At 57.0% G+C, this 22,706-nt stretch carries 23 protein-coding genes; 7 read left to right on the top strand and 16 right to left on the bottom strand.

Annotated features, from left to right (window positions below; all coding sequences use genetic code 11):
* The 7 genes from MTC_RS02405 to MTC_RS02375 form a co-directional block, all read right to left on the bottom strand.
* A complete protein-coding gene (locus MTC_RS02405; RefSeq protein WP_014405085.1) occupies positions 1–900 on the bottom strand; it encodes a CoB--CoM heterodisulfide reductase iron-sulfur subunit B family protein in 900 nt (299 codons plus the stop codon).
* Positions 897–1,169 (bottom strand): hypothetical protein, encoded by a 273-nt coding sequence (locus MTC_RS02400; protein WP_014405084.1) that lies wholly within the window; start codon positions 1,167–1,169, stop codon positions 897–899. Before MTC_RS02400 ends, MTC_RS02405 begins: the two co-directional genes overlap by 4 nt.
* The gene (locus MTC_RS02395; RefSeq protein WP_014405083.1) at positions 1,166–1,606 is read right to left on the bottom strand and encodes a 4Fe-4S dicluster domain-containing protein; all 441 of its coding nucleotides are present in this window, start codon (positions 1,604–1,606) and stop codon (positions 1,166–1,168) included. Before MTC_RS02395 ends, MTC_RS02400 begins: the two co-directional genes overlap by 4 nt.
* Before the next feature lie 83 nt (positions 1,607–1,689).
* On the bottom strand, positions 1,690–2,436 hold the full coding sequence (locus MTC_RS02390; protein ID WP_143767039.1) for a sugar phosphate isomerase/epimerase family protein: 747 nt from the start codon (positions 2,434–2,436) through the stop codon (positions 1,690–1,692).
* Between the two features lie 69 nt (positions 2,437–2,505).
* Entirely contained in the window at positions 2,506–2,958 is a 453-nt protein-coding gene (locus MTC_RS02385; RefSeq protein WP_014405081.1) for a bifunctional nuclease family protein, read from the bottom strand.
* Between the two features lie 87 nt (positions 2,959–3,045).
* The gene (locus tag MTC_RS02380) at positions 3,046–4,101 is read right to left on the bottom strand and encodes a lysylphosphatidylglycerol synthase transmembrane domain-containing protein (protein ID WP_014405080.1); all 1,056 of its coding nucleotides are present in this window, start codon (positions 4,099–4,101) and stop codon (positions 3,046–3,048) included.
* The gene (locus MTC_RS02375; protein ID WP_014405079.1) at positions 4,102–4,743 is read right to left on the bottom strand and encodes an undecaprenyl diphosphate synthase family protein; all 642 of its coding nucleotides are present in this window, start codon (positions 4,741–4,743) and stop codon (positions 4,102–4,104) included. It lies immediately after the preceding gene.
* Between the two features lie 40 nt (positions 4,744–4,783).
* Here MTC_RS02375 and MTC_RS02370 point away from each other — a divergent pair, with 40 nt between their 5' ends.
* Together MTC_RS02370 and MTC_RS02365 are read left to right on the top strand one after the other, a co-directional pair.
* A complete protein-coding gene (locus MTC_RS02370; protein ID WP_237705948.1) occupies positions 4,784–6,184 on the top strand; it encodes a DUF92 domain-containing protein in 1,401 nt (466 codons plus the stop codon).
* Between the two features lie 8 nt (positions 6,185–6,192).
* The gene (locus MTC_RS02365; protein ID WP_014405077.1) at positions 6,193–6,795 is read left to right on the top strand and encodes a molybdenum cofactor guanylyltransferase; all 603 of its coding nucleotides are present in this window, start codon (positions 6,193–6,195) and stop codon (positions 6,793–6,795) included.
* Positions 6,796–6,797: 2 nt separating this feature from the next.
* Here the strand turns inward: MTC_RS02365 and MTC_RS02360 are convergent, their stop codons facing one another.
* From MTC_RS02360 to MTC_RS02345, 4 genes are all read right to left on the bottom strand, one after another.
* Positions 6,798–7,544, bottom strand: coding sequence for a cytochrome b/b6 domain-containing protein (locus MTC_RS02360; RefSeq protein ID WP_014405076.1), 747 nt, complete (start codon positions 7,542–7,544; stop codon positions 6,798–6,800).
* Positions 7,545–7,548: 4 nt separating this feature from the next.
* Complete coding sequence (locus MTC_RS02355; protein ID WP_014405075.1) at positions 7,549–9,258, bottom strand: nickel-dependent hydrogenase large subunit; 1,710 nt, start codon at positions 9,256–9,258, stop codon at positions 7,549–7,551.
* On the bottom strand, positions 9,255–10,373 hold the full coding sequence (locus MTC_RS02350; protein WP_014405074.1) for a hydrogenase small subunit: 1,119 nt from the start codon (positions 10,371–10,373) through the stop codon (positions 9,255–9,257). Before MTC_RS02350 ends, MTC_RS02355 begins: the two co-directional genes overlap by 4 nt.
* A gap of 75 nt (positions 10,374–10,448) precedes the next feature.
* On the bottom strand, positions 10,449–13,835 hold the full coding sequence (locus MTC_RS02345; protein ID WP_014405073.1) for a DNA polymerase II large subunit: 3,387 nt from the start codon (positions 13,833–13,835) through the stop codon (positions 10,449–10,451).
* A gap of 78 nt (positions 13,836–13,913) precedes the next feature.
* Here MTC_RS02345 and MTC_RS02340 point away from each other — a divergent pair, with 78 nt between their 5' ends.
* Positions 13,914–14,861: a galactose-1-phosphate uridylyltransferase gene (locus MTC_RS02340; protein WP_048188877.1), complete on the top strand. Its 948-nt coding sequence runs from the start codon at positions 13,914–13,916 to the stop codon at positions 14,859–14,861.
* Positions 14,862–14,880: 19 nt separating this feature from the next.
* On the opposite strand, the gene dapB is transcribed toward MTC_RS02340, so the two are convergent.
* The 3 genes from dapB to MTC_RS02325 are packed head-to-tail and all read right to left on the bottom strand — an operon-like array spanning position 14,881 to position 16,806.
* Entirely contained in the window at positions 14,881–15,648 is a 768-nt protein-coding gene (dapB, locus tag MTC_RS02335) for a 4-hydroxy-tetrahydrodipicolinate reductase (RefSeq protein ID WP_014405071.1), read from the bottom strand.
* Between the two features lie 16 nt (positions 15,649–15,664).
* On the bottom strand, positions 15,665–16,609 hold the full coding sequence (gene dapA / locus MTC_RS02330; RefSeq protein WP_014405070.1) for a 4-hydroxy-tetrahydrodipicolinate synthase: 945 nt from the start codon (positions 16,607–16,609) through the stop codon (positions 15,665–15,667).
* Positions 16,609–16,806: a 30S ribosomal protein S17e gene (locus MTC_RS02325; RefSeq protein WP_014405069.1), complete on the bottom strand. Its 198-nt coding sequence runs from the start codon at positions 16,804–16,806 to the stop codon at positions 16,609–16,611. The genes dapA and MTC_RS02325 overlap by 1 nt, the downstream gene beginning before the upstream one ends.
* A gap of 292 nt (positions 16,807–17,098) precedes the next feature.
* Here MTC_RS02325 and MTC_RS02320 point away from each other — a divergent pair, with 292 nt between their 5' ends.
* A complete protein-coding gene (locus MTC_RS02320; RefSeq protein WP_237705946.1) occupies positions 17,099–18,043 on the top strand; it encodes a glycosyltransferase in 945 nt (314 codons plus the stop codon).
* A 6-nt stretch (positions 18,044–18,049) separates the two neighbouring features.
* On the top strand, positions 18,050–19,183 hold the full coding sequence (locus MTC_RS02315; RefSeq protein ID WP_014405067.1) for a glycosyltransferase family 4 protein: 1,134 nt from the start codon (positions 18,050–18,052) through the stop codon (positions 19,181–19,183).
* On the opposite strand, the gene MTC_RS02310 is transcribed toward MTC_RS02315, so the two are convergent.
* Positions 19,164–19,640 (bottom strand): peroxiredoxin family protein, encoded by a 477-nt coding sequence (locus MTC_RS02310; protein ID WP_014405066.1) that lies wholly within the window; start codon positions 19,638–19,640, stop codon positions 19,164–19,166. The two genes, MTC_RS02315 and MTC_RS02310, sit on opposite strands and share 20 nt — an antisense overlap.
* Positions 19,641–19,671: 31 nt before the next feature.
* Positions 19,672–21,030, bottom strand: coding sequence for an ORC1-type DNA replication protein (locus tag MTC_RS02305; RefSeq protein ID WP_014405065.1), 1,359 nt, complete (start codon positions 21,028–21,030; stop codon positions 19,672–19,674).
* Positions 21,031–21,567: 537 nt separating this feature from the next.
* Here MTC_RS02305 and MTC_RS02300 point away from each other — a divergent pair.
* On the top strand, positions 21,568–21,924 hold the full coding sequence (locus MTC_RS02300) for a nascent polypeptide-associated complex protein (RefSeq protein ID WP_014405064.1): 357 nt from the start codon (positions 21,568–21,570) through the stop codon (positions 21,922–21,924).
* A gap of 7 nt (positions 21,925–21,931) precedes the next feature.
* The gene (locus MTC_RS02295) at positions 21,932–22,675 is read left to right on the top strand and encodes a tRNA (adenine-N1)-methyltransferase (protein WP_014405063.1); all 744 of its coding nucleotides are present in this window, start codon (positions 21,932–21,934) and stop codon (positions 22,673–22,675) included.
* Positions 22,676–22,706: the final 31 nt, after the last annotated feature.

The raw sequence follows: 22,706 nt of genomic DNA, 5'->3' as shown, positions 1-22,706 counted from the left end.
TTACGCTTTCTCCAGTTTTTCGATGAGCCTGTCTACGGGCGCCGTGCGCATGTATCGCATGCCGAAGTCGTCCGGCTTCAAGCCGTATGAGACGGCGAGAAGCTCGGCCAGGTGTATTACGGGAACGTCGAAGTCGTATCCATCCTTCTTCCTCAGGGTGGTGGCCGCCCTCTCGAACTGGTCATAGCAGCCCGAGCATACGAGCACCAGGGCGTCCACGTTTTGGGCCTTGATGGCGTCGAACTTCCGCTTGGCCCTGTCGTACGTGGCGAATTCCCTGTCGGCGAGGTTTGCCTGCAGGCCGCAGCACATCCGCTCCAGGCCGTAGGGCACCACCTCGTCTACCAGGGCTTCGGCCAGCTCCGAGAAGTATCTTACGAGATGGCCGTCCTGGAAGATTCGCATGTGGCAACCCGGGTGTATGGCGACCCTGATGTGGAGCTTCCTGGCCTCCTTCCTGATGCGCCCTATCCCGACGTCCTCGTATAATACTTCGAGCAGGTGCCTGACCCGGATGTTGGCGTCGAAGTGCTTGCCCGCCGCTGCGAGATACCCGTTCACCATGGCCAGCGCCTCACGGTCTTCATTCAGGACCTTGTTGGCCTCGTAAAGCGTCACGTAGCAGCCGTTGCATGAGACCAGGACGTCGCGGCCCGCCTCCTCTGCCTGAAGTAAATTGTAAGAGGCCAGCGTGAGCCAGACCCGCTTATCGACCGATATCCACACGCCCGCCCTCGGGCAGCAGGTGGACTTCGTAAGGTACTCAAGGTCAACGCCCAGCTTTGGCAGCGTTTTCATGATGGCCGACTCCGCCCACGGCATCTTCGTGGGCATGACGCAGCCCAGGAAGTGCGAATACTTCGGCTTTAAGCCCGCATTGCTTGATGTTTGATTGGTCATTTAAACTTATACTCCATCTTTTCCAGGTCCAGGCCCATCTTCCTGTCGATTCCCATGGCCCTGACTATCTTCTGTATGTCCTCGACCGCCTCGTGGTACCTGTGCGCGGTTGGCGGCACGGGGTCCAGCCCCGCCTTTCTCCTGGCCTCCATAAGCTCCTCAGTCACCGGGTAGAGCAGCCCGATGGAGAAGTGCCTGATAAGCTGAGGCTTCACTGAAGAAGGAAGAGGTATCTTGACCTGGCGCCGCCAGGGGTATAGCTCCTTCATTTCCTCAGCCTCCTCACGAGCTCCCTGCCCTCCTCCCTGGCCATGAGCTTTATAGCCTTAGCAGAGCACACCATGATGCACTCGGGGTCCCCGCAGCACATGTCACACTTGGCCATGGCCTTCAAGCCCCTCTGCATCTGAGGTATTGAGATGGGGCACGCCCACATGCATGCCTTACAGCCTATGCACAGCATCTTGTCTATCGTCACGAAGCCGGTCTCCTCGTTCTTGGTGATGGCGCCCACGGGACAGGCTGCCATACACATCGGGTCGGCGCAATGCTGGCAGTGTACCCTGACAAACTCCCCATTCTTATCGAGCACCTTACACAGCGATAGGTCGTAGTTATAGGTCTTATAATTCCTGAAAGAACAGGCCGTCATGCACTGCCTGCAGCCGGTGCACAGGCCTGGATCGTGGACTATTACCTCGGTCATAGGGTTACCAGATATTCACATTGTTTAGTGTCCCTGGTCATATATTTTCTCATACGTGTACTTAATCCATATTCGGCTGTCGCCTATACCGAGCGGAGGATGACGTCCCGCGCCCGGAGGACTTCGCCATAATCGTTGAGCTCGATTATCATGCGGTCGTGGAGCCTTAGCAGGCTCAGGTCCAGTATGCCGTCTCCCGGGCAGAGGTGGGCGTCCCTGTCGCCATCGTTGTCGTTGACGTGTAAGTATGATATGCCGGGCAGCTTTAAGAATGAGGAGGGGTCAGGGCATGTGATGGCGTGCCCGACGTCGATGGTGACGCCGCAGCCACACGCCTTCCGGAGCTTTTCGAGGCCTTCCGGGCTGGTGCAAAGGTACGTTCTCCGGTTGGGCATGTTCTCGATCGAGAGGGTGACGCCGCACGCCTTCGCATAGTCTGCCGCCTCGCCGAGGACCTGGGTGGCGAACTCCAGGCACATATCCCATATCCTGGGGATTGGCTTGTGAATTACGCCGGGGTGCGTCGTCACGTATTTTGCCCCCAGGCCCGCCGCCATGTCAATCGTCTCCTTAAGCTGCCTGAGCGTCTCATCCCGTATCCCCTCGTTGACGCTCGCCGGGTTAAGGTCTATCGTCGGCGAGTGCAGGTATACCTCGAGGCCGTCTGCTTCGATGCACCCCTTCCATGCCTTTCGCCTGGGCCACATGGGGCCTTCGCATAGTATCTCTATCGCGTTAAAGTTATCGCCTAAAGCAATTTTCGCCCAGGTCTCGGGCGGCTTCATGAATATGGAGAGCGTCGAGAAGCCCAGCTTTAAGCCATTCATCATTATCGATTTTACCGCTAATCCCATAAAAAAATTAGGCGCTAAGCCATCCTTGTTATCATTCCTGGATGGTCACTCGAAAAGCTCCTCGATGTTACCGGCGGCTTCCAGGTCCTGGCGGCTCACGGCGGCCTTATCAAGGATCTCCGGGGCGATGAAGATGCTGGCGTTAGTACGGACGGCAAGGGCGATACAATCGCTCGGCCGGGCATCGACCTCGACCTCACGGCTGGTGTCCTTCAGCATGAGCCTGGCATAAAAGACCTGCTCATCAAGGTCGTCGATGATAATCCTGTTCACCTCGATGTTAAAGTTATCCATGATGGCCTTCATGAGGTCGTGGGTCATCGGCCGCGGCATCGTCTCTTTACGTAGGGCGACGTCGATGGATATGGCCTCGGCGAGGCCTATGTAGATTGGCACCACCCTGTCGTTGTCCGCCGAAATGAACACCACAGCCTGGGGCCCGGTAATCGTGCTCACAAAATAGACGCCCTTCACCTTTACCGGCACATAATCGTTCATAAATAAGAATTGGGCTACGAGTATATAATATCTGTCAGTATTTATTTGGCCGCATACGCTTGTCAGGTAAAATATTCAATTTCTTTATCATAATTTGCCATCGTTTTTCCCATGCGCCTTCACCAGGTAGAGCGTGGCGAGGCCCCCGACAGTGGTGAGGAACCACAGCGTGACGAAGCGCACCATGATGGTGGCCCCGGCCGCCGATTCCATGGGGATTCCCACAGTCATGTACAGGGTGGTCATGACGATGTCGACCACGCCGATGCCGCCGGGCAGGAATATCGGGAGCATCTGCAGGATTACCATGACAGAGAACACGGTGACCACCAGGACTGGCGCCACGGGCTGGCCTATGGCAAGGAAGGCTATGTAGGCGATGGACACGTCGAAGCACCAGGCAGTGAATATCAATATGATTGAGCATGCGACTAGCAGCCTGTTGCCGGTGATGTCCTTGAGGCTGGCGTCGAACTGGGTCAATATGACGTCGACGTGCTGCGCGAATGGGGCGAAGTCCCTTTTCAAGAGCCGCCCGACCAGCCTGAACCCTGATGCGGAAAGCCTGCGGAGCAGGATATTATCCATAGCTACCATGAGGCCTCCGGCGGCCAGGGCCGCCATAACACCCGCCGCGAAAAGGCAGAAGGCGGTCGCCCAGATGGGCATGCCATAGAAAAAAGCAAGGTAGAGCACGCCTATGGCGGCCCCTATTGCTATCGGGATGATCTCGAGCACGCGGCTGATGACGCACGTCGCCAGGGTCTTATCGAAACGGCTCCCCGGCGTGCTCTTCTGGACGAAGTAGATCTTGGAGACCTCGCCGCTCACGGCCATCGTGGGCAGGAGGTTCACGAAGAATATGGACGCAAGGTACATCTGGTATGCCTTGATGATGGGTATCCTGTAATCCTTGCTTTTCAGGTATACCCACCAGCCCGCCGTATGGAAGCCGTTGCCCGTGAGGGCGACCAGCATGGCGAGGCCGATGTACCTGTAGTCCGCGTGCAGGAGCACTTCCTTGACGCTGTCGAAGCCCACCATGTAAAGATAGCCCAGGTAGACGGCCATGCCTATGACGATTAGCAGGGCGGTCTTTCCGAAGGGGATGTCCGGGAACTTGATGTCGGCTTCAGCTATCATTCAGGACCCATACCTGCGCTGCCTGTACTGGTAATCCCGGACGGCCCTCATGAGGTCGATCTTCCTGAACTCTTCCCAGTTCACGTCCGTGAAGTATAGCTCAGAGTACACCGCCTGCCAGATCAAAAAGTCGGTTAGCCTTGCCTCGCCAGTCCTAATAAAAAGATCGGGCTCGCACTTGAACATCAGGTGAGACTCGATGGCCCGCCCGTCAATGTCCTCAACGTCTACCTTATTGGCGCGCACCTCTTCCATTATCTCCCTGAGAGCGTTGGTCAGCTCGTGCTTGCCGCCGTATCCGATGGACACGTTCACAGTGCATGGCTTGTCCCCTTTCAGGTCCGCAATCAGCCCCCGGGATACCACTTTGCCAGGGAACCCGGCATCCTTAAGCGTGCGGTGGATACAATCGGCCAGCTTCGATATGGACGCATGATCGGTCACGCTGACGTATACTGATGCCTCGCGGATGCCGAGCTCCGCGCACCACTGGATAAAATGCTGAAGCTTATCGAGGGAAGCGCTGTCTATCAGGTCGCTGTCAGATATGACCAGGGCTATACAGCGGGGCACAGCGCTTTGCTTTATCCCCCTCGCCAGAGACCGTTCATATATCCTGTATGCCAGCTGCCGGATGAGCATCGTACTTATTAATTCACTATAGGGTAAAGTATTTTGCGTATTGGCAGAATATAAAGACTCTATGTACCTGGGGCTTTCTAAGGCTTCCACGCTCGACGCCGAGCTTAAGAGGCAGTCCGCGTACATATCGCTCGGCCTGCTGGCGCTACTCTTCCCCTTCGTGCCTAAATGGGTCATCGTCCTCGGAGTGCTTCTCGGCGTCATCGTAATAGTCTATATCCCTAAGGACTCGCTCATCTTCAGGGCGCTCGCCTCGGAGAGGGATAAGGAGGCCGGCGTCCTCATTGGGCCGCTCAAGTTCAGCTTTGCCATCCTCATGCTGGCCATCCTGGTGGTGACGCTCGACTTCCCGGTCTACGTGCTCGCGGCCACTATAGGGGTTGTGGCGTTCGGCGAGGGGGCCGCAGCGCTCGTCAACCTGCTCGTGTCAAGGAACAGGGCGCTCTTCTGGAGCGTTACCCTGCTAATACTGGGAACGCTGTTCGGCTTCATCTTCGGCGGCTGGGCCATGGTTAACATGGGCATGGGCACGGCTTCCCTCGACCTGATGTTCTTCCTGGCGGTCATTGGCACGGTCACGGGCGCGTTATTGTATACTATCGTGGACGAGGAGAACATCGCCATACCGCTGGGGGCGGGCATGACGATGTGGCTCTTCTCCTCTTTCTCCTACCCCCGCGTTCCCGGGGCGGCGGAGATCGTCATCGCGGTCACCTTTCCATTGATAATAGGCATGGCCTCGTACAAGCTGGCAGCGGCGGACCTCTCGGGGGCGCTTGCCGGCGTGCTCTCCGGGCTTTTGATGATACTGTTCGGCGGCATCGGCTGGTTCGTCCTCCTGCTCGTGTTCTTCTTCATGGGCACCATATTCACCAAGTACAAATACGCCTATAAGCTGGCCGTCGGAGCGGCCCAGCCCAAGGAGGGCTCCCGCGGCTACAGGAACGTGTTCGGCAACTGCCTGGTTCCCCTCGTGCTCGTGGTCGCCTATGGCGCCATTGGGGACTTCAAGGCGCCTCTCCTGGGAGAAGTGGATCGAGCAGCGTTCATCATCGGATACCTGGGCGCGATGGCCACTGCCACAGCTGACACGCTGGCCAGCGAGATCGGGTCCACTTACAGGGGCCAGCCCAGGATGATCACCACGCTGAAGAGGGTGAGCGCTGGCACCGACGGTGCAGTCTCAGTGCTGGGAGAGGCGGCCGCGCTGTTCGGAGCGGCTGCCATCGCATTGGTGGCCATACCCATGGGCGTGGCCGGGCCGGATGCTGCAGCCACGATCATTTTAACCATGCTGGGCGGCTTCGTCGGGACCAACGTGGACAGCGTCCTGGGGGCGACGCTCCAGCGGAAAAGGCTGTTGACGAACGAAGGGGTCAACTTCTTCGCAACGCTGGCAGGAGGGGCGTTGTCGATGGCGCTATACCTTTTCGTGCACTAGGGGGTTTCATGAGGTCTGGCTTAATTCTAGCTGGCGGGCGGTCTACCAGGTTCGGGGGCGAGGAAAAATCGCTTATGCTAATTGGCGGAAAGCGCATGATATGCAGGGTCGTCGAAGCGCTAAGCCCCGTAGTAGACGAGGTCATCATATCGGTCAGGGACGAACGCCAGAGGGGTCTCCTGTCGCCTTTCGTAAGCGGCCGCGAGTTCGTCTTCGACGAGATTCATGGAATAGGTCCATTGTCGGGTGTCCGCGCAGGCCTCAAGCGGGCGAAGGGTGAATACGTGGCAGTCGTGGCCTGTGACATGCCTCTCATAAATGGGGCGGCAATAGGCCTGTTATTCGACGTGGCAGAGGGCCATGATGCCGCAGTCCCGGTGCACGAAGGAGGGCTTATAGAGCCACTCCACGCAGTATACAGAAGAGGGACGATGCTCGATGCCGTAAAAAAGTCCATTGAAGCGGGGGAGAGAAAGATATCGGCGCCGCTGAGGAGGCTGAAGGACGTCGTCTACGTCCCCGACGATGAAATCAGGAAGGTGGACCCGGGCCTCGACACCTTCTTGAACGTGAACAGGGCCGAGGACGTGGAGCTTATATCAAGGCTATGAGCCTATTTGACCCTTATGACCACCTTTTCCGCGTACCCTCCCTCGCCCTCCGAGGTGTCCACGATGTCCGCGGTGGGGTCGGACAGCACGTCTTCCTTGCCGTCTATGAACATGGACTTGAGGTGCTGGAGCTTCCGCGGGTCGAGCTGCACCACCCCCACGTGTACGATTATCTCGGCGATGAACAGGTAGGCGGCGGCCACATGGAGGACCCTGGCCAGGGCCAGGCCTGACAGGTGGAACGAGGGAGCGATGACGTCCATAATCCTTAGCACGAGGCCGGACAGGTTTACGCCCATCAGCGACATCGAGGTCGAGTAGAGCGCCACGCCTGTGACCGTGGCCACGAAGAGCGCCGCGTAATGCACGTAAATTAAAAGCTTGCCCACCGGGTGCATACGGTTGGTGAACCTGCGCTTTCCAATGTCGTAAACCGTGTACTGTGGGTACTCAGAGCCGGTGAAAAAGTTCTTGACGACTCCCCATAGCCGCCTGAAGTCCGCCGGCCAGAAAAAATAGCCGGGAATCGCCTGGTTCACGAAGGCGCTGTACGGCATCACTATCCAGTTTACGGATATGAAGACGGCGGCCGAGATGACGTGTATGGCGTACGCGTCGCTATAGGCCAGATAGGGCAGGCCCAGGTAAATGATGAATCCGGACGCCAGGAGCAGCGAAATCGAGACGATGTTAACGTAATGCGCCAGCCGCTCTAGCGTGGTATGCCTGGTTGCTACCATGCTATCCATCGTGTCACCCCCTTATGACATGCACGGCACACGACACGCAGGGGTCGAACGACCTGACGACATGATAGAGGCCCACGGGGTTGGCCTCCGAGCCTGGCACGTACCCGTAGGGCGTCGTCTGGCAGCCGAGCAGCGCAAGCTCGATGGGGCCGCTCTTCATCTCTCCACACTTCGGAGACGCGTTCCATGTGGTCGGGGCAACGACCTGGTAATTGGATATCCTTCCATCGTCGCCCACCCTGAGCCAGTGGCCAAGGGCGCCCCTCGGTGCCTCGATGAGCCCCCTGCCAGAGCTGCCGGGCTTAGGCGAGACGTGCACGCAACGTCTAATTCCATCGCCAGCCTCCAGGTCGTCATCTATCCACCCCTGAAGCATCCTGCAGAGCAGCAGCGCCTCTTGCATGCGCGCCAGCGTCCGCGTATAGACGCTCGCCATGGGATAGCCTGCAGATTTATACCCGCCGAGCTTTCGCATGGTATCCACGATTAGATTTTCACGGCTGTTGATAAGCCTGGCCAGGGGGCCGGTCTCGCAGGGAACCCGCCCATATCGGGGGGCCTTGATGAAGCTATACTTGATGCCGTCATAGCCGATGGCGTCTGCCTTTTCAACGGTGACTGTCTCCTCATCCATGGGGGCCTCTGACGTCCTCCCTTCACCATCCTCATAGAAAGAGGCGTATACGTGCTCGACGATCAGGCCTGGGTCTAGGCGGTCAGCGGCTGAGTTAATGTTTTGCAAGCCGCCAGGCGTGAACCCGGCCGGCAGCACGAAGGAGCCCGCCTGACTGTCCTCCACGGGGGCGTACCCGTCCCTGACCTGATAAAAAGAGCCGTAGCTCAGGAAGCCGATGAGCTGATCGTCAAGCGGATACCCGCCCAGCTCGTCCAGCCCTATATAAGCTGGCAGCGATAGCGTGTCCTTCGCCAGCATGCGGGAGCAAAACATCATGAATAATGGCAGGTCGCCCCACCCTTTTTCCTCCGAGAGGTCGTCCCTGGAAAGGCTCTCCAGGTACTTGAAAGCGTGCTCCCCGCCGTTGTCATGCGTGCTCTCCAGCCACTCCTCTATGGATAATGCGCCCAGCAGCCGTTTCTGTACGATCGCTTTAATATCCTCCACGCAATCCTTGAGTACGTAGATGTCGCCCCGGGTCGGCCTTGACGTCACCCCGCCGGGCACGATTACCGGGGAGCCTGGCGAGCGGCCTCCGAGTATGCCCTCCGCCCTGCTTATGGACCTGATACAGCGGAGCGCGTCGGAGCAGGCCTCGCCGCCCGGGGAGGCATAACGATTCTTCAGCTCCTTCCAGAGCAGGTTGCCCAGGTCAGACGAGTTCAGTATGTCCCTATACATGGGGTCTGCGAGGTCGGGCATGAACCCCAGGTACAGGTGCTCGAGATGGCTCTTCAGCCACCCAAATCCATTCAGCACATTGCGTATTACGAGGGCGTCCTTCGGCACGGTGCCCGTGGCCTCGCAGGCGCTTTCGATGGCGCTCGCCGATGCCGTAGCGTGGAATGACGAACACATGCCGCAGATGCGCTGGGTGAAGTATGGGGCGTCCATCGGGCTTTTATTCAAGAGCATCTGCTCTAAGCCCCTGTATACCATGCCTGAGCAGCCCGCACTCACGACGAAGCCGTCCTTCAGCTCGACCGATATCCTGAGGCCGCTGGAAAGCCGGGTCAACGGGTCCAATGTTATCCTCATCTCTTACCACCCTTCTCGTCCTCGCGGCCGCTCTCGCCGATGGCCAGCCTCTTGACCGCGTGTATGCCAGCGCCAATCACCGTCGCGCCGATTATTATCTTAGCCCCAGTATCCACGTCAACGTCTCCCAGGATGCCCCTGCTCTCCACCTTGCTGAAGAACGGCATGAAGGCGTCCGGGAAACTTGGCTCCACGCAGGCGACGCAGGGCCCTCCCGACTGGGTGCACATGCTTCCCCCATCATTCCATCGCCTGGTAGGGCAGTCCGCGAAGGCCAGCGTGCCTTTACACCCTAGATTGTATAAGCAATTGCCCTCCGAGAACCCATCGTCCCTCAAGGCGCGGTCGAACGCCCCCCTCCTGGGGCACGACTCGTGAACCGCCGAGCCGAAAAACGCCTTAGGCCTCCCGTACGCGTCCACCTCAACGTCGGCGCCCGAGAGCACGTCGGCAAGGGTTAACAGCAGCCAGTCCGGGTTCGGCGGGCATCCGGGGACGTTTATAACGTTGTTGTTTAGCCCGTAGCGCGCCATCGCCCCCTCCATCCTTGAAGTGCCGGAAAAAGATACGCCTGTAGCGTCCGCCACCTTTAGTGAGCGCGAGATGCCCCCGTATGAGGCGCAGGTGCCCAGGGCTATGATGCACGAAGCCCCTGGTGCGGCATTCATGAATATCTGCTTGAAAGGTGTGGCACCGGACATGCAATACCTGCCACTCCCCTCGGGGCCGTTAGGTATGGCGCCCTCGACCACCAGAACGTAACCCCCCTCATCGACCAGCTCGTCCAGCCTTATGTTCGAGTTGTGGCCGGAGTCCCCGGCCGGGCTGCCGTCCACGAACACCCCCTGCTGGCCCATCAGTCCGTCATGATACGCTAACTCGAGCTTTATCTTGTTCAGCGCCGTGAGGACTTCCGGGTTGCCGCCGCTCAGCATGGAGGCGGTGCAGCCTCCGCACCCCGAGCCCCTCAGCCATAGTAGCCTTTTACCCGACTTCTCAATTGCGGCCGCCACGCCTGGCGCGTTTGAGTATAAAAACGCTGCCGCGCCCACCGCTGCCGCGGCCGCCAGGAACGCCCTCCTCGTCATATTGGGGCCGTTTTTCAGGTCATCCACTTACGTCACCCTACCCATAAAACCTTGATACCATATTCCCCTTACGCTCTGGCTCTTCAAATCCTTTTCCATTTTTTACATGAAATCGGACAGGATTACCTGCTTTGACTTATCATTCTCAAAAAGGCTTTTTATGGATAGTGAGAGCAGCTCAAGGCGCTGAAGGGTATAGTTGGAGACGCCGTAGTCACGGGCGATGGCGATGGAGACCTCCATGTACTTGGTGACGGCGCCCTCGTGGACTGTAAGGATGACCCGGCCGCCGCACTTTGGGCAGGTGCCGGACAGCGGGGGCCTCCTGTAGCGCGCACCACACTTCACGCAGCGCATCTGCTGGGTGGAAAAGGCCCGAAGGTTGCCGATAAGGTCGGGGAGGAAGTGGGAGTTGATTACCCTCTCCGCCACGTCCCTCTCGTCCACCGCCCTGAGCCGCCTCCCCAGCTCGAGCTGCGCCCTGAGCTTCTCCTCCATCGAGCCCAGCGTCTTGTACGCCGAGTTCGTCGGCCCTGCCGCTATATCCGAGGTGTCATGAGTAAACAGGAAGCCCTCATACTGGGCAGGCGTGCCCAGCCGTCCTGACACCAGGTCCATCATCTTCTCAACATCCTTAGGAGACTTATACTCAAGCGTGGCCAGGTAGAACTCCCTGGGATAGCGGGCCATCACGTCAATGTTGTGCGACTCCTTGTCCACCTCCTTAGGGTCGATGCGCATGGAGAGCACCAGGGGGGCGTCCATCTTCCCCCCGCGGCGGTCCGGCAAGTATGAGCGGGAGAAGTTGATGAGGCCATCCATGAGGAGCATGACGCAGTCCTCATCCCCGTCGCAGTTCCTCCGCTTCGCCGCGTGGAAGAATGGGTGGGCGTAGCCGGCCGAGGCGCCGGTGAAGCCGATGATCCTGCCAAGTACCCCCGCGGAAGTGTGCGGGGCCAGCCCGATGACCAGGTGCCCGACGAGATCCTCCTCCCTCGTAACGTTGTAGAAGCGGGGCAGGCCATAGAGCTTTTCCAGCATGTCATCTATAAAGCCGGCTACCTTTATGAGGTATGAGGAGCAGTCGTGCGACAGTATGACGTCCTGTACCTTGAGCTCGAAAACCTGGTCGAGGGACTCGGGCGGCCTTCCCTGGACGTCTTTTTCGTATCCGAGTTCTTTAAGCTTCTCTATCGAGAGGCCTAGCTCCCTGGGCCTGAAATGGGTCAGGGGCACGTCGCTCAGGTCGTATCTGACGGTCCCATCCTTGAACACGTACACGCCATGGAGGGCTCTGAGTACTCCTTTTTCGAGGGGCTCGGGCGTCTTCTCGCTCGATATGAGGCCCTGCACCCCCTTCAATATCTCGAAGCCCCCCCTCACGCCAAGGCTGTCCATCGTTGAAGTATAGATGCCCTTCAGGTCTATCCTCATGGGCATGTTGGTCGTGGCCGGCCTGCCGCACCTGGGGCACCTCCCGCCGATGCCCTCAAGCTTACAGTCCGGGCACCAGTAGTACGGCTCGGTGTGGGCTCCGCAGTCGCAGCGGCACTTGAACGTCATGGCCCCGCACTCAGGGCACTTCCTCCGTCCCATCTCGACCTCGATGAGGCCCGCCTTATCGTTCATGTTCTTAGTAAAGGCGGCAGCGTCTTCCAGTGAGCGCTTGGCGCCCCCCGCCTCTCCCACGGGGAAGAGGACGTGTACCGGGGGCTTCATCTCCCTCATCTTGCTCTTCTCGGGCCGCCCCATCCTGGCGCCAATCCTGGAAAGCGCCCTGTCCATCACCTTTACCCCCGACATTTTCGAGACGGCTTCAAGCGGGTCAAGGCCTGCTATATCGACGTCCTTAAGGGAGAGGTCCGGGTTAAGGCCCAGGCACCTCAACAATAAAAAAGACCCATCGTCATCGACTAAAACGACGCCATCCCTCACACGGTGGGGCAGTAATAGCAATTCAAGGGAGCGTTTCGAGCGAGGCTCCACCGGAACCCTCAGGCCATCCTTAACCCTTCCCTCCCTGCTTATATACTCCCTCAAATGCCTCAAGTCGTCTGCGGAAATGTCCCGCCACATCAGGGTATAGCGGGGGTGCAAGGGCACCCCGTACTTCTCGGAGACTGCAAAGGCATCCCGGGCGCTCCTGACCTCAACGGCGTCAGCGGTCCTCAGCGCCAGGTCCTGCTCCCACCACTCAACCACATATGGAGAGGGCAAAAGTACGTGGTTATTCTCAAGAAAATCGCCGTAATTGATCAGGATCTCGCCGTTGTCCAGTATCTCCGACACGTCCTTCCTGACGGAGAGAGCCTTCTCCACGCTGTCAACGTACACGACGTCCCCGTTCAAGAGCTTCACGGTGGGGCCGTCGATGCTGTCCACGGGCACGATGGCCGCGGCCTTGCCCGGGCGCTCCACCTTAAGCTGGGTGCCGGTGGCGATGAAATCGTCCATGATGACCATGGATGCGGGGTGGATGCCGGCGGCGGCGAAACCGGTATTCCTCGCCCGCCCGTAGCGGAGCCTGAACCCCCCGGCCCTCGACGGGTGCCCGAAAACCGGGCGGCCTGCTATCAAGTCAACTAAAAACTTCTCCTTGGGCTTTATCTTCTCGTCGTGGCTCTCGTCCGAGGGCTTCGACCCCGCTATGATCCTATCCAGAAACTCCCACCCGTCGAACTTGAGCTTATCGACGTGCTTCTTGACCTTTGGCGCCTTAAGGATGAGGCCCTCCGCTATAACGAGCGCTATGCCTCCCCTGACCCGGTTCGTCTCGACCCTCTCTAAATCGCGGTAGCCCTGCACCTCCTCATCCTCGGTTGGCTCGCCGTCCACGCAAACCGGCAAGTTTTTCACGATGAGCCTTATCTCATCGTCAGTCGGCGTATACTGTAAATGCTGTAATGACTTATAGAGGGCGATCTCCTCGACGTACCTCTCAATCTCCTCCGGCCTGGGCTTATATGGGGCGAGGCCCATCTTCCGGCGCACGTAGTCGGCCGCCAGCACCGAGAGCGCCTCGGCCGTGCCGCCCGCGCTCCTTATCGGGCCTGCAAAGTAAATCCTTATGTACTCCGATCCGTCGTCATTCTTTGCAAGCGAAACCTGGGATATCCCCTCCAGGGGAGCCGCCACAACTCCTTCGGTTATTATCGCGGCCGCGGTCCTGATGGCGCACTGTATCGCGTCGACCTTATTTTCGAATCGTCCCACCAGGCCTTCGGCGATGTCCGCGGCCACCTGAAGCGACGCCTCTTCCCTCCCCAGGTGCTCGCACTTCCTTATGTGCTCCGCCAGCCCTGGCACGCCCATCAGCACTTCGACGCGCTCCGCCAGGTCGTTCGCGGCGGGCACCTCGGTCTCAAGCTGGGGATCGTACCCGAGGGAGCGCGCCCTGTTGGCTATATCCCTACACTTTAAAAACTCGCGCTCAAGGCTTTTGAAATACTTCTCCTGTGACTCGCTCGCGCTGGACATGCTGCTTAACATACTATTGCCTTTCAAGAAATAGGTTATGAGTAAGCATGCGATAACATTTATCTATCGGCCATGCAAAAAACATCACACATGAACGAGTTACGCCGGGACTATTTTCTTGACAGGTGGGTGATCTTTGCCACGGAAAGGGCCAGGAGGCCTAGCGATTTCATAAAGGCCAGGGCGGCGGCCGAGACACAGGAGTGTTCATTCTGTCCGGGCTATGAGGATAAGACTCCGCCGAGCAAGGCGAGCTACTTTGATGATAGGCATGAGCCTGACGAGGCTGGCAAGCCCCCACAAACCGGCTGGACTGTCAGGGTGATACCCAACCTGTACCCGGCAGTGAAGATGGAAGGCCCCGCAATTTTAGACGGCAGCTGCATGACGGCGTCCGGCGTCCACGAGGTCATCGTGGAGAGCCCGGTGCACGATCGCCACCCCCAGTTCATGTCTGATGAGGAGGTCGAGCGGCTTTTCACCGTTTACAGGGACCGCTTTGCGGAGATAGCCAGCATCCCCTTTATCAAGTATATATCCATGTTCAGGAACTATGGTAGGGAGGCAGGGGCCTCGCTGGCCCATGCCCACTCCCAGGTAATCGCCCTGCCCATCGTGCCTGAAAAGATAAAAGAGCAGCACGGCCTTGACTATGGGCGGGTCATAAAAAGAGAGGAGGCGTCTCCGAGGCTCATACTAAGCTCCACGCACAGCATAGCCTTTGCCCCGTTCGCCTCATGCTATACATACGAGACCTGGATTTTCCCGAAGAGGCCGTGTAAGAACCTCGCGGAGCTTTCTGATGAGGAGAGGGACGACCTCGCCCTCGTGACGAGGGACGTGCTTTCGAGGCTATCAAGGCTCCTCTCAGACCCGCCCTATAACTATGCCTTCGTGCAATCTGTGGGAGAGAAGATGCACATGCACCTCCGTATCTATCCCAAGCTGGGCATCGAGGCAGGCTTCGAGCTTAACACGGGCATCCATATCAACTCGGTCACCCCGGAGAGCGCCGCTAAAAGCCTGCGCGAGGCATAATATAAATAAACAAAAATTGTCAGGGCTTTACCATGTCGCCCATAGAGTATAGGCCCGGCTTCTGACCGACTATCCATCGCGCGGCCTTGACGGCTCCAGCGGCGAAGGCAGAGCGGGAGTGCGCCTGATGCTTTATCTCAATACGCTCCCCCTCGCAGGCGAAGAGCACCGTATGGTCACCGACGATGTCCCCGCCCCTGATGGCGTGGATGCCGATCTCCCTGCCCCTGGGGGCGACGCCCTCCCGGCCGAAGACCAGCCTGGGCTTCTCGCTTAACGCAGATGAGATGACCTCAGCGGCTTTCAGGGCCGTGCCGCTCGGCGCGTCCTTCTTCTTATTGTGGTGCGCCTCTATTATCTCGATATCGCAGCCCTCCAGGTCCCTGGCCGCCTGCGCCAGCAGCTTCAAGAAGACCTGCACGCCGATGGAAAAGTTGGGGGAGATGATGGCTGCAACCTTGCCTGCTTTTATGGCCTCGGCCATCTCTGCCTTCCGCCCCTCATCGAAGCCCGTGGTACCTACCACGAGATTGACTCCATTGGCCGCCGCGGCCTTGACGTTGCCGACCACTGCACCGGCAGCCGTGAAGTCGATGAGCACGTCTGGCTTAGCAGCCTTAAGCACGCTATCGATATCCTTCACGTCCGAAACCTTAATTGGGCCGACCTGCTTGCCTCCCTTAAGGTCGAGCCCGGCGACCAGCTCCATGTCGGGCTGGGCGAGGACCATCTCGGAGACCATGGTCCCCATCCTGCCATTTATACCAGTTATCGCCACCCGTACCATAAGCCCACCCTATAGCTCACTTCCTTGCCCTTGCCTTAGCCTTAGCGGCCACCCTGGGCTTTTTCAGCACGCCGAGCGCCTCGAGCATGGCCTTAAGCTTCTGCTGGTTCTCAGGCGCCATCGTGGTGAGCGGCGGCCTTAGAGGCCCGGCTGCCAGTCCCATCATGCTCGCCGCGGCCTTCACGGGTATCGGGTTAGTCTCGATGAAAAGGCCCCTCATGATGGGCGCAAGTTTATAGTAGACGTCTAAAGCCTTTTTAAAGTCGCCCTTCAGGTAGCAGTCCACCATCTGGCTGACCTCCCTCGGCAGTATGTTCGCCACAACGGACACGACGCCCCTGCCACCATAAGACATGATAGGGATGGTCAGGTTATCGTCGCCCGAGAGCACGGTGAAAGGCTTCTTGTTGTTACGCGTCAGCTCTATGATCTCAGCGGCCTGCGCCGGGTTGCCGCTGGCCTCCTTTATGCCGATTATGTTATCGATTCTGGCCAGCTCGGCCACGACGGAAGGCTTCATGTTGATCCCGGTCCGCGAAGGCACGTTATAGAGAATGATAGGGATGTCCACCTTTTCAGCGACGGTTTTATAGTGAAGTATCTGCCCCGCATCGCCGGGCTTGTTATAATAGGGAGTGATGAGCATCGCAGCCGTTGCGCCTGCGTCCTTCGCGTACTTCGTAAGCTCGACCGCCTCGCTGGTGTTGTTAGATCCCGATCCTCCTATGACAGGGACGCGACCGTTCGCCTGGTCCACGGCCACCTCGAGCAAGAGCTTCTGCTCCTCAAAGCTGAGGGTAGCCGCCTCTCCGGTACAGCCGCAGGGCACGATGCCAGAAACCCCGCCCTCTATCACGTAGTCTATGTTTTTCCTAAAGCCCGCTATGTCGACCTCGCCGTTTTTCTTAAAAGGAGTGATCAGGGCCGGATATACGCCCTTTAGCTCACCCTTGAACGTCATCATTTCCTCCTGCCCCTGGAATGCACTTTCCTGGTGACGTACCCTGCTATGCGGTTCCTGAGCTCCTTGCTCGCCACGCCGGTGAGCTTTTCCACCTGGGCCTTGTTGGCGTTAAAGTCCTCCGAGAACTCGCCCGGGTACTGCCTCAGCAGCGCATCCACGGTGCTCTTGATATAAGTCTGTCTTATGCTTCCCAACGTCCAACCTCCTTTTTATCTTATGCCCTTTCCGCCTCTCCGAATGGCATGAGGGCATTGTCGATGTTGTAAGTTATGCGCTCATGGTATTTAATATATGGTTATTTGTATGTTTAATCCGGAGCAGGCCGGGCGTCGTGCTTTAACTTGCTAGGTGTTCATATAGCTTTGCATCGCGCTTTTATCGCAAATAAACCGGTAAACTCTTTTATATATTATTAAAGTAACCTCTAAAAAGGAATAGATATATATGGGATACGGTCCATCGATTGGCAAAGGTGTGGTATCGGGCATGGCAGGCGCAGCGAGCATCGAGAAGCCGCAAATGGCCCTCAGGGGAGAGAATAAGCTGTTTAAGGTATCGGTCATCATACCGACGATGAACGAGCCCGCCATAGGCAGGGTAGTCGACGACGCCAGGAAGGCGCTGAAACACTTCGACGCCGAGGTGATCGTCGTCGATAAGTCCACGGACGATACCGCGAGGAGGGCGAAGAAGGCAGGAGCCATCGTGGTCGGCCAGGAGCTGAGCGGGTATGGGGACGCATACATGACCGGCTTTAGCTTAATAGCGCCGGACACCGACGTCGTGGTCATGATGGACGGCGATAACACGTATGACGCTTACGAGATACCCATGCTCATCGATCCCATCATTAAAGGCTATGCTGACCTATGCCTGGGTAACAGGTTCGCCCGCATGGAGCCAGGGGCGATGAACGCCCGCAACATGCTTGGGAATAAGGTGATAACCTCGACGCTCAACGTCTTGTATGGGCTGAGGCTTAAGGACTCGCAGACCGGGTTCAGGGCTATTAAAAAAACTGCCCTTGACACGCTTGAGCTGGTCGATAATGGCATGCCCTTCGCAAGCGAGATGATAATCGATGCGAGGAAAAAATCCCTGAGGATAGTGGAGGTTCCGGTGACGTATAGGCAGCGCATAGGCGAGGCGAAGCTTAAGGCGTACAAGGACGGCCCGCTCATCTTAAGCCTGATCATCCGCATGGTTCGCGACTATAACCCGTTTGCCATCTTCATATCGGTGGGCGGCATCATGGTTTTATGCTCTTTCGTGTCTGGTGGCTTTGTGGTATATGAGTGGCTCACCACGGGCGTCATCACCCGCCTCGCCCTGACGATGCTCACTGCGATGCTTTTCCTGAGCGGCGTCCAGGTCATCTCCTTCGGGCTGCTCGCAGACATCATACTCGCCGCGCTTCGTAAGAAGCGCTAGATGCCTATGAGGATAGCTTTAGTCTCTGACGTGGTTTACCCCTATATAAAAGGCGGCGCAGAGAAGCGCTTCCATGAGCTTTCCCTGAGGCTGAAGGAGCATAACGAAGTCCATTTTTATTGCATTAAGTGGTGGGATGGCCCCAGCGTTATAAAAAAGGATGGCATCACGTATCATGGCGTGTGCAGGCCCAGGAAGCTTTACGAGGGGGGTCGACGCTCCATCGTCGAGGCTTTGGCCTTCGGGGCCGCGCTAGTCGTGCCTCTCCTTAGGGAGCGTTTCGACGTTATAGATTGCAACCAGCACCCCTACTTTTCTATATTCCCCTGTAAGCTCGCCTCACTGCTTAGAGGAGGCCGCTTTTTCGTGACCTGGCACGAGGCGTGGGACGATTACTGGTATGAGTACATGGGTCGTGCCGGCTTTTTTGGCAAGGCGGTAGAGAAGCTGGCCTTAAGGATGCCGGATATGATAATAGCGGTTTCCAGGAGGACAGCGTCCGATCTGGAGAGGCTTGGCGTCGATAAGGGCCGCATCGCCATAGTTCCCAATGGCATATCTATCGAGTCGATAGCGGCAGTGCCCGCCTCGGACGAGCGGTACGACGTGGCGTTCGCCGGCCGGCTGATAAAGGATAAGCACGTTGATATCCTTATTAAAGCCTGTGCCCTGGCTTCCAGGGAGATGCCGCTAAAAACGCTCATAATCGGTGACGGCCCCGAGCGTGCCTCGCTGGAAGCCTTGGCTTCCTCTCTCGAGATGGATGGCCTGGTAAAATTCGCCGGGCAGGTCGATGATGAGGCCCTTTTGTCTTTGATCAAGTCTTCCCGCGTCTTCGTCCTGCCCTCTACCCGGGAGGGCTTTAGCATATCCACGCTGGAAGCCCTTGCATGCGGCGTGCCCGTGGTAACCGTGAGCGGCGAGAGGAACTCTACGCAGGAACTCATAGAGGAGGGCGTAAACGGCATGGTGGTGGGCTTAAGCGAGGGCGAGCTTTGCCAGGCTATCCTAAAGATGCTAAGCGATGAGGGCGAGAGGAAAAGGATGGCCGCCCGCTGCCCTTCATCAGTCTCCAGCTACGACTGGGACGCCCTCAACGAAAAGCTACTCGAATGCTATGTCACAACGACGCGCCCCTGAACTTTTTGAGGAGATAATGAAGGGGCGGCGTGTTCGGGGGGCTGACGCCCCTGAACGCGTACTGGAGCGTACCATCCCTGTCTATGATGAAGCCTGCGGGCCAGCACCACTCGGACGCCGGGTCATACACGTCATACTGCTTTGTAACCTTCAGTTCTGGATCGCACAGGACCTGGAACTTTAGGGAGAGGGCATCCACAAGGCCTTTCGCCTTTTGAGGCAGCTCCGGTGTGACCGCAACGACCTCAACGCCCATATCCCTGAGCTTATCGTAGACGCTATTAAGCTCTTTTAGGTATTTTACCGACTCCATGTCGAAGCCGCCGCGGAAGAACGTTAAAAAGATTATTGCTTTTCCCATCACGTCTCCAAGGCTGAATGGCTTTCCATCAGGGCTTTCAAGCGTGAAGTCCTCGGCCCTGCTCCCCACGTCCAGCCGTAATATGAGCTTATACATACAAAAAAGTTTGAGCGGCCATTTTAAAAAACTATGCCGAAATATCTTTTGCTAGCCGCTGCTGCGCCTCGAAGTAGGGCCTGGCATCCTTCAAGGTCCGCAGCCTGTAGTCGTCCAGCAACACCTTCCGGGTGCTCTCCGCTGGCACGCTAAGGGCGATCTCCTTGGTGCGGCCATACCTCCCCTTGCTGACCACTATGGCATTAATTATTCCAAGCATGTCCAGCTCAGAGATGAGGTCGGTCACCCTCCTCTGGGTCAGGACGTCCATGTCGATCATGCGGCAGAGGCGGCGGTACACGTTGTAGACGTCGCCCGTGTTGAGCTCGTGTGAGCCCGAGGAGTCGAGCAGGACGATGCTGTAGAGCACGAGCTTGCTCTGGGTGGGCAGCGTCCTTACCACCTCGGTGATGCGGTCGATCTCGATCTTCTCCCGGGCCTTCCTGACGTGCTCCTCCCTCACCACGGTATCCCTGAGCCGCTCCGCCAGCTCGGCGCTCACCCTCAAGAGGTCCAGGGCCTTCCTGGCGTCGCCGTGCTCCTGGGCGGCAAAGGCGGCGCACAGCGGGATGACCGCCGGCTCGAGGGTGTTCTCCTTGAAGGCCATCTTGCTCCTCTGCTCCAGGATGTCCCTAAGCTGGTCGGCATTATAGGGAGGAAAAATGATTTCCTCCTCGCCCAGCGAGGACTTTACCCTCGGGTCCAGATAATCAGTAAAGGTCAAATCGTTCGAAATGCCTATTATGCTAACCTTGGCCTTCTTCAAGTCACCATTAATCCTAGAAAGATTATAGAGTATATCGTCTCCGCTCTTCTTCACCAAATTATCTATCTCATCCAGGATTATTATGGCGACCTGCTCCTTCTTATCGAGCGCCTCCTTGAACTCGTTGAATACCTGGTCCGTGGGCCAGCCCGTGATTGGCACCTCCCTGTTGTAGTGCCTTGCCAGATGGGCCAGTATCCTGTACTGGGTATCGATGCGCTCGCAATTAATAAATAAAACCTTGCACTCGATGTTCATCTTCTCGGCCAGGTCGACGAGCTTCTTGCTCACGCTCTCTAAAGTGGCGGTCTTTCCGGTCCCCGTCTTGCCATAGATGAGGATGTTTGAGGGTGCTTCTCCGCGCAGCGCTGCCACGAGGATCTCCGCCACTGCGTTGATCTGTTCGAGACGGTGTGGGAGGTAATCTGGAGTGTACGAAGGCCTTAGCACCTCGCGGTTGGCAAATATCGGCTTAATGCTCAGCAGGTTTTCGAAAAGCTTGTCGATCTTGCTATCTTCAGAGGTCTCCTTTACCAGGTATTCGAACAAGCCCTTTTGGCCAGCGTCTGCCGGCTTTGATTGCTGGTCATTTTTTTGCTGAGGATTCGTGTTGTCGATTAGCATATAATTCCTCCCAAACCGAGCATTTCCATATGAAATGATAGTTTCGTGGTATATTAATAGTTGTGGTAGCCTATACCCCTTTATTTCTCATGGAGTTAAGCTCATATTGCAATTATTTTTGATTTTAATGAGAATTTTAAGCATATGAATATTAGATATACTTTTAATGTCCACTATTTTTAAAAATAAACTGTTTTAAACTAGAATAGCCTCGACGTAAACCCATGATTTCCTGTGGAAAATTATGTTTTAGGACACACTCTCCCCTTCATTTCCACTGGAAAAGATGAAAATACAATGAGCATTGTATTTCATTTTATGATGAAAATACATTGTTGTTATGGTTAAGACTTAATAGTATAAATAATTAACTTGCATTCACTTGCAAATTAATAATTTGATTTTAAATTTCAAATCCTATGTCCGGTTTACGGGAGAAATGCTTTCCAGAGGAAAAAGAGGGGTAGGCCTCTTTAACAAACCCGATGAAAAAGTTATTTATCATACTCACCCTATAGGGCGACGAAGGTGAATGAAATGTTCCCGGGAATGGGAGGAAAAGGCATCAACCCACGGCAGCTCGAGAGGCAGATGAAGGCCATGGGAATAGACATGTATGAGATCGAGAACGTCAGGCAAGTCATCATCAGGACTGCAGATAAGGAGATCGTGTTCAACGACGCCCACGTAACCGTAATAGACGCGAGAGGCCAGAAGATGTACCAGCTTATAGGCACCCCGGAAGAGAGGGCGCTAGAGAAGGAAATACCTGACTCGGACGTCGAGCTGGTGGCTCAACAGGCAAACGTGCCAAAAGACCTGGCGAGGCAAGCGCTAAAAGAGACAAAGGGCGACCTGGCCGAGGCAATCTTAAAGCTATCAGGCGGCAAATAGGATATACATGATTGCCGCAGGGGACCTGGTTCTGCTCAGGGCAGAGGGCGGAAGGGAATACCTGGCCACGGTTAAGGATGAAAGGCTTCATACCGATTTAGGGCTGGTAGACCTGAAGGGCATAGAGGGCCTTGAATGGGGCAGCACCATAGCCTCGCACCTTGGAAAGCCTTTCACCGTGCTCAGGCCGAGGGCGACGGACTTTTTTAAGCATGTCAAGCGCACCGGCGCCCCCATGATGCCGAAGGACATCGGGGCCATCATCGCATATACTGGCCTCTGCCCAATGGACACGGTCCTGGACGCTGGCACGGGTTCCGGGGTGCTGGCCATATACCTCGGCTTCATTGCAAAAAAGGTCATATCATACGAGGTAAACGACCACTTCGTGAGCGTCGCCAGGAAGAACGTGGCCCAGGCGGGCCTGTCGAACGTTGAGGTGCGCCAGGGCGACATACTCGAAGAGGTCGAGAAGCTGGAGGGACCGTTCGACGTGGTCACCCTAGACATGCAGGACGCGCCATCCGCCGTGGAGGGCATCTACAGGGTACTTGTGCCTGGCGGCTTTTTGGCCTCCTATTCCCCCTTTTTCGAGCAGGCGATGGAAACCAGGAAAGCGGTGGAGCGAGCCGGCTTCGCCAATTATAGCACCATCATGGTCAGCGAGCAGGAGCTCGAGGTCGGCAAGAGGGGTACCCGCCCCTCTACCAGGGTTGGCCATACCGGGTTCATCACGATTGCCAGAAAGTAGTTGAAGGACTTTTCCAGTGGAAATGAAGGGG

This window comes from Methanocella conradii HZ254 (genome assembly GCF_000251105.1).
Lineage (GTDB): Archaea > Halobacteriota > Methanocellia > Methanocellales > Methanocellaceae > Methanocella > Methanocella conradii.
The sequence above is the reverse complement of the archived record's forward strand: the minus strand, read 5'-3'. Positions and strand labels throughout refer to the sequence as shown.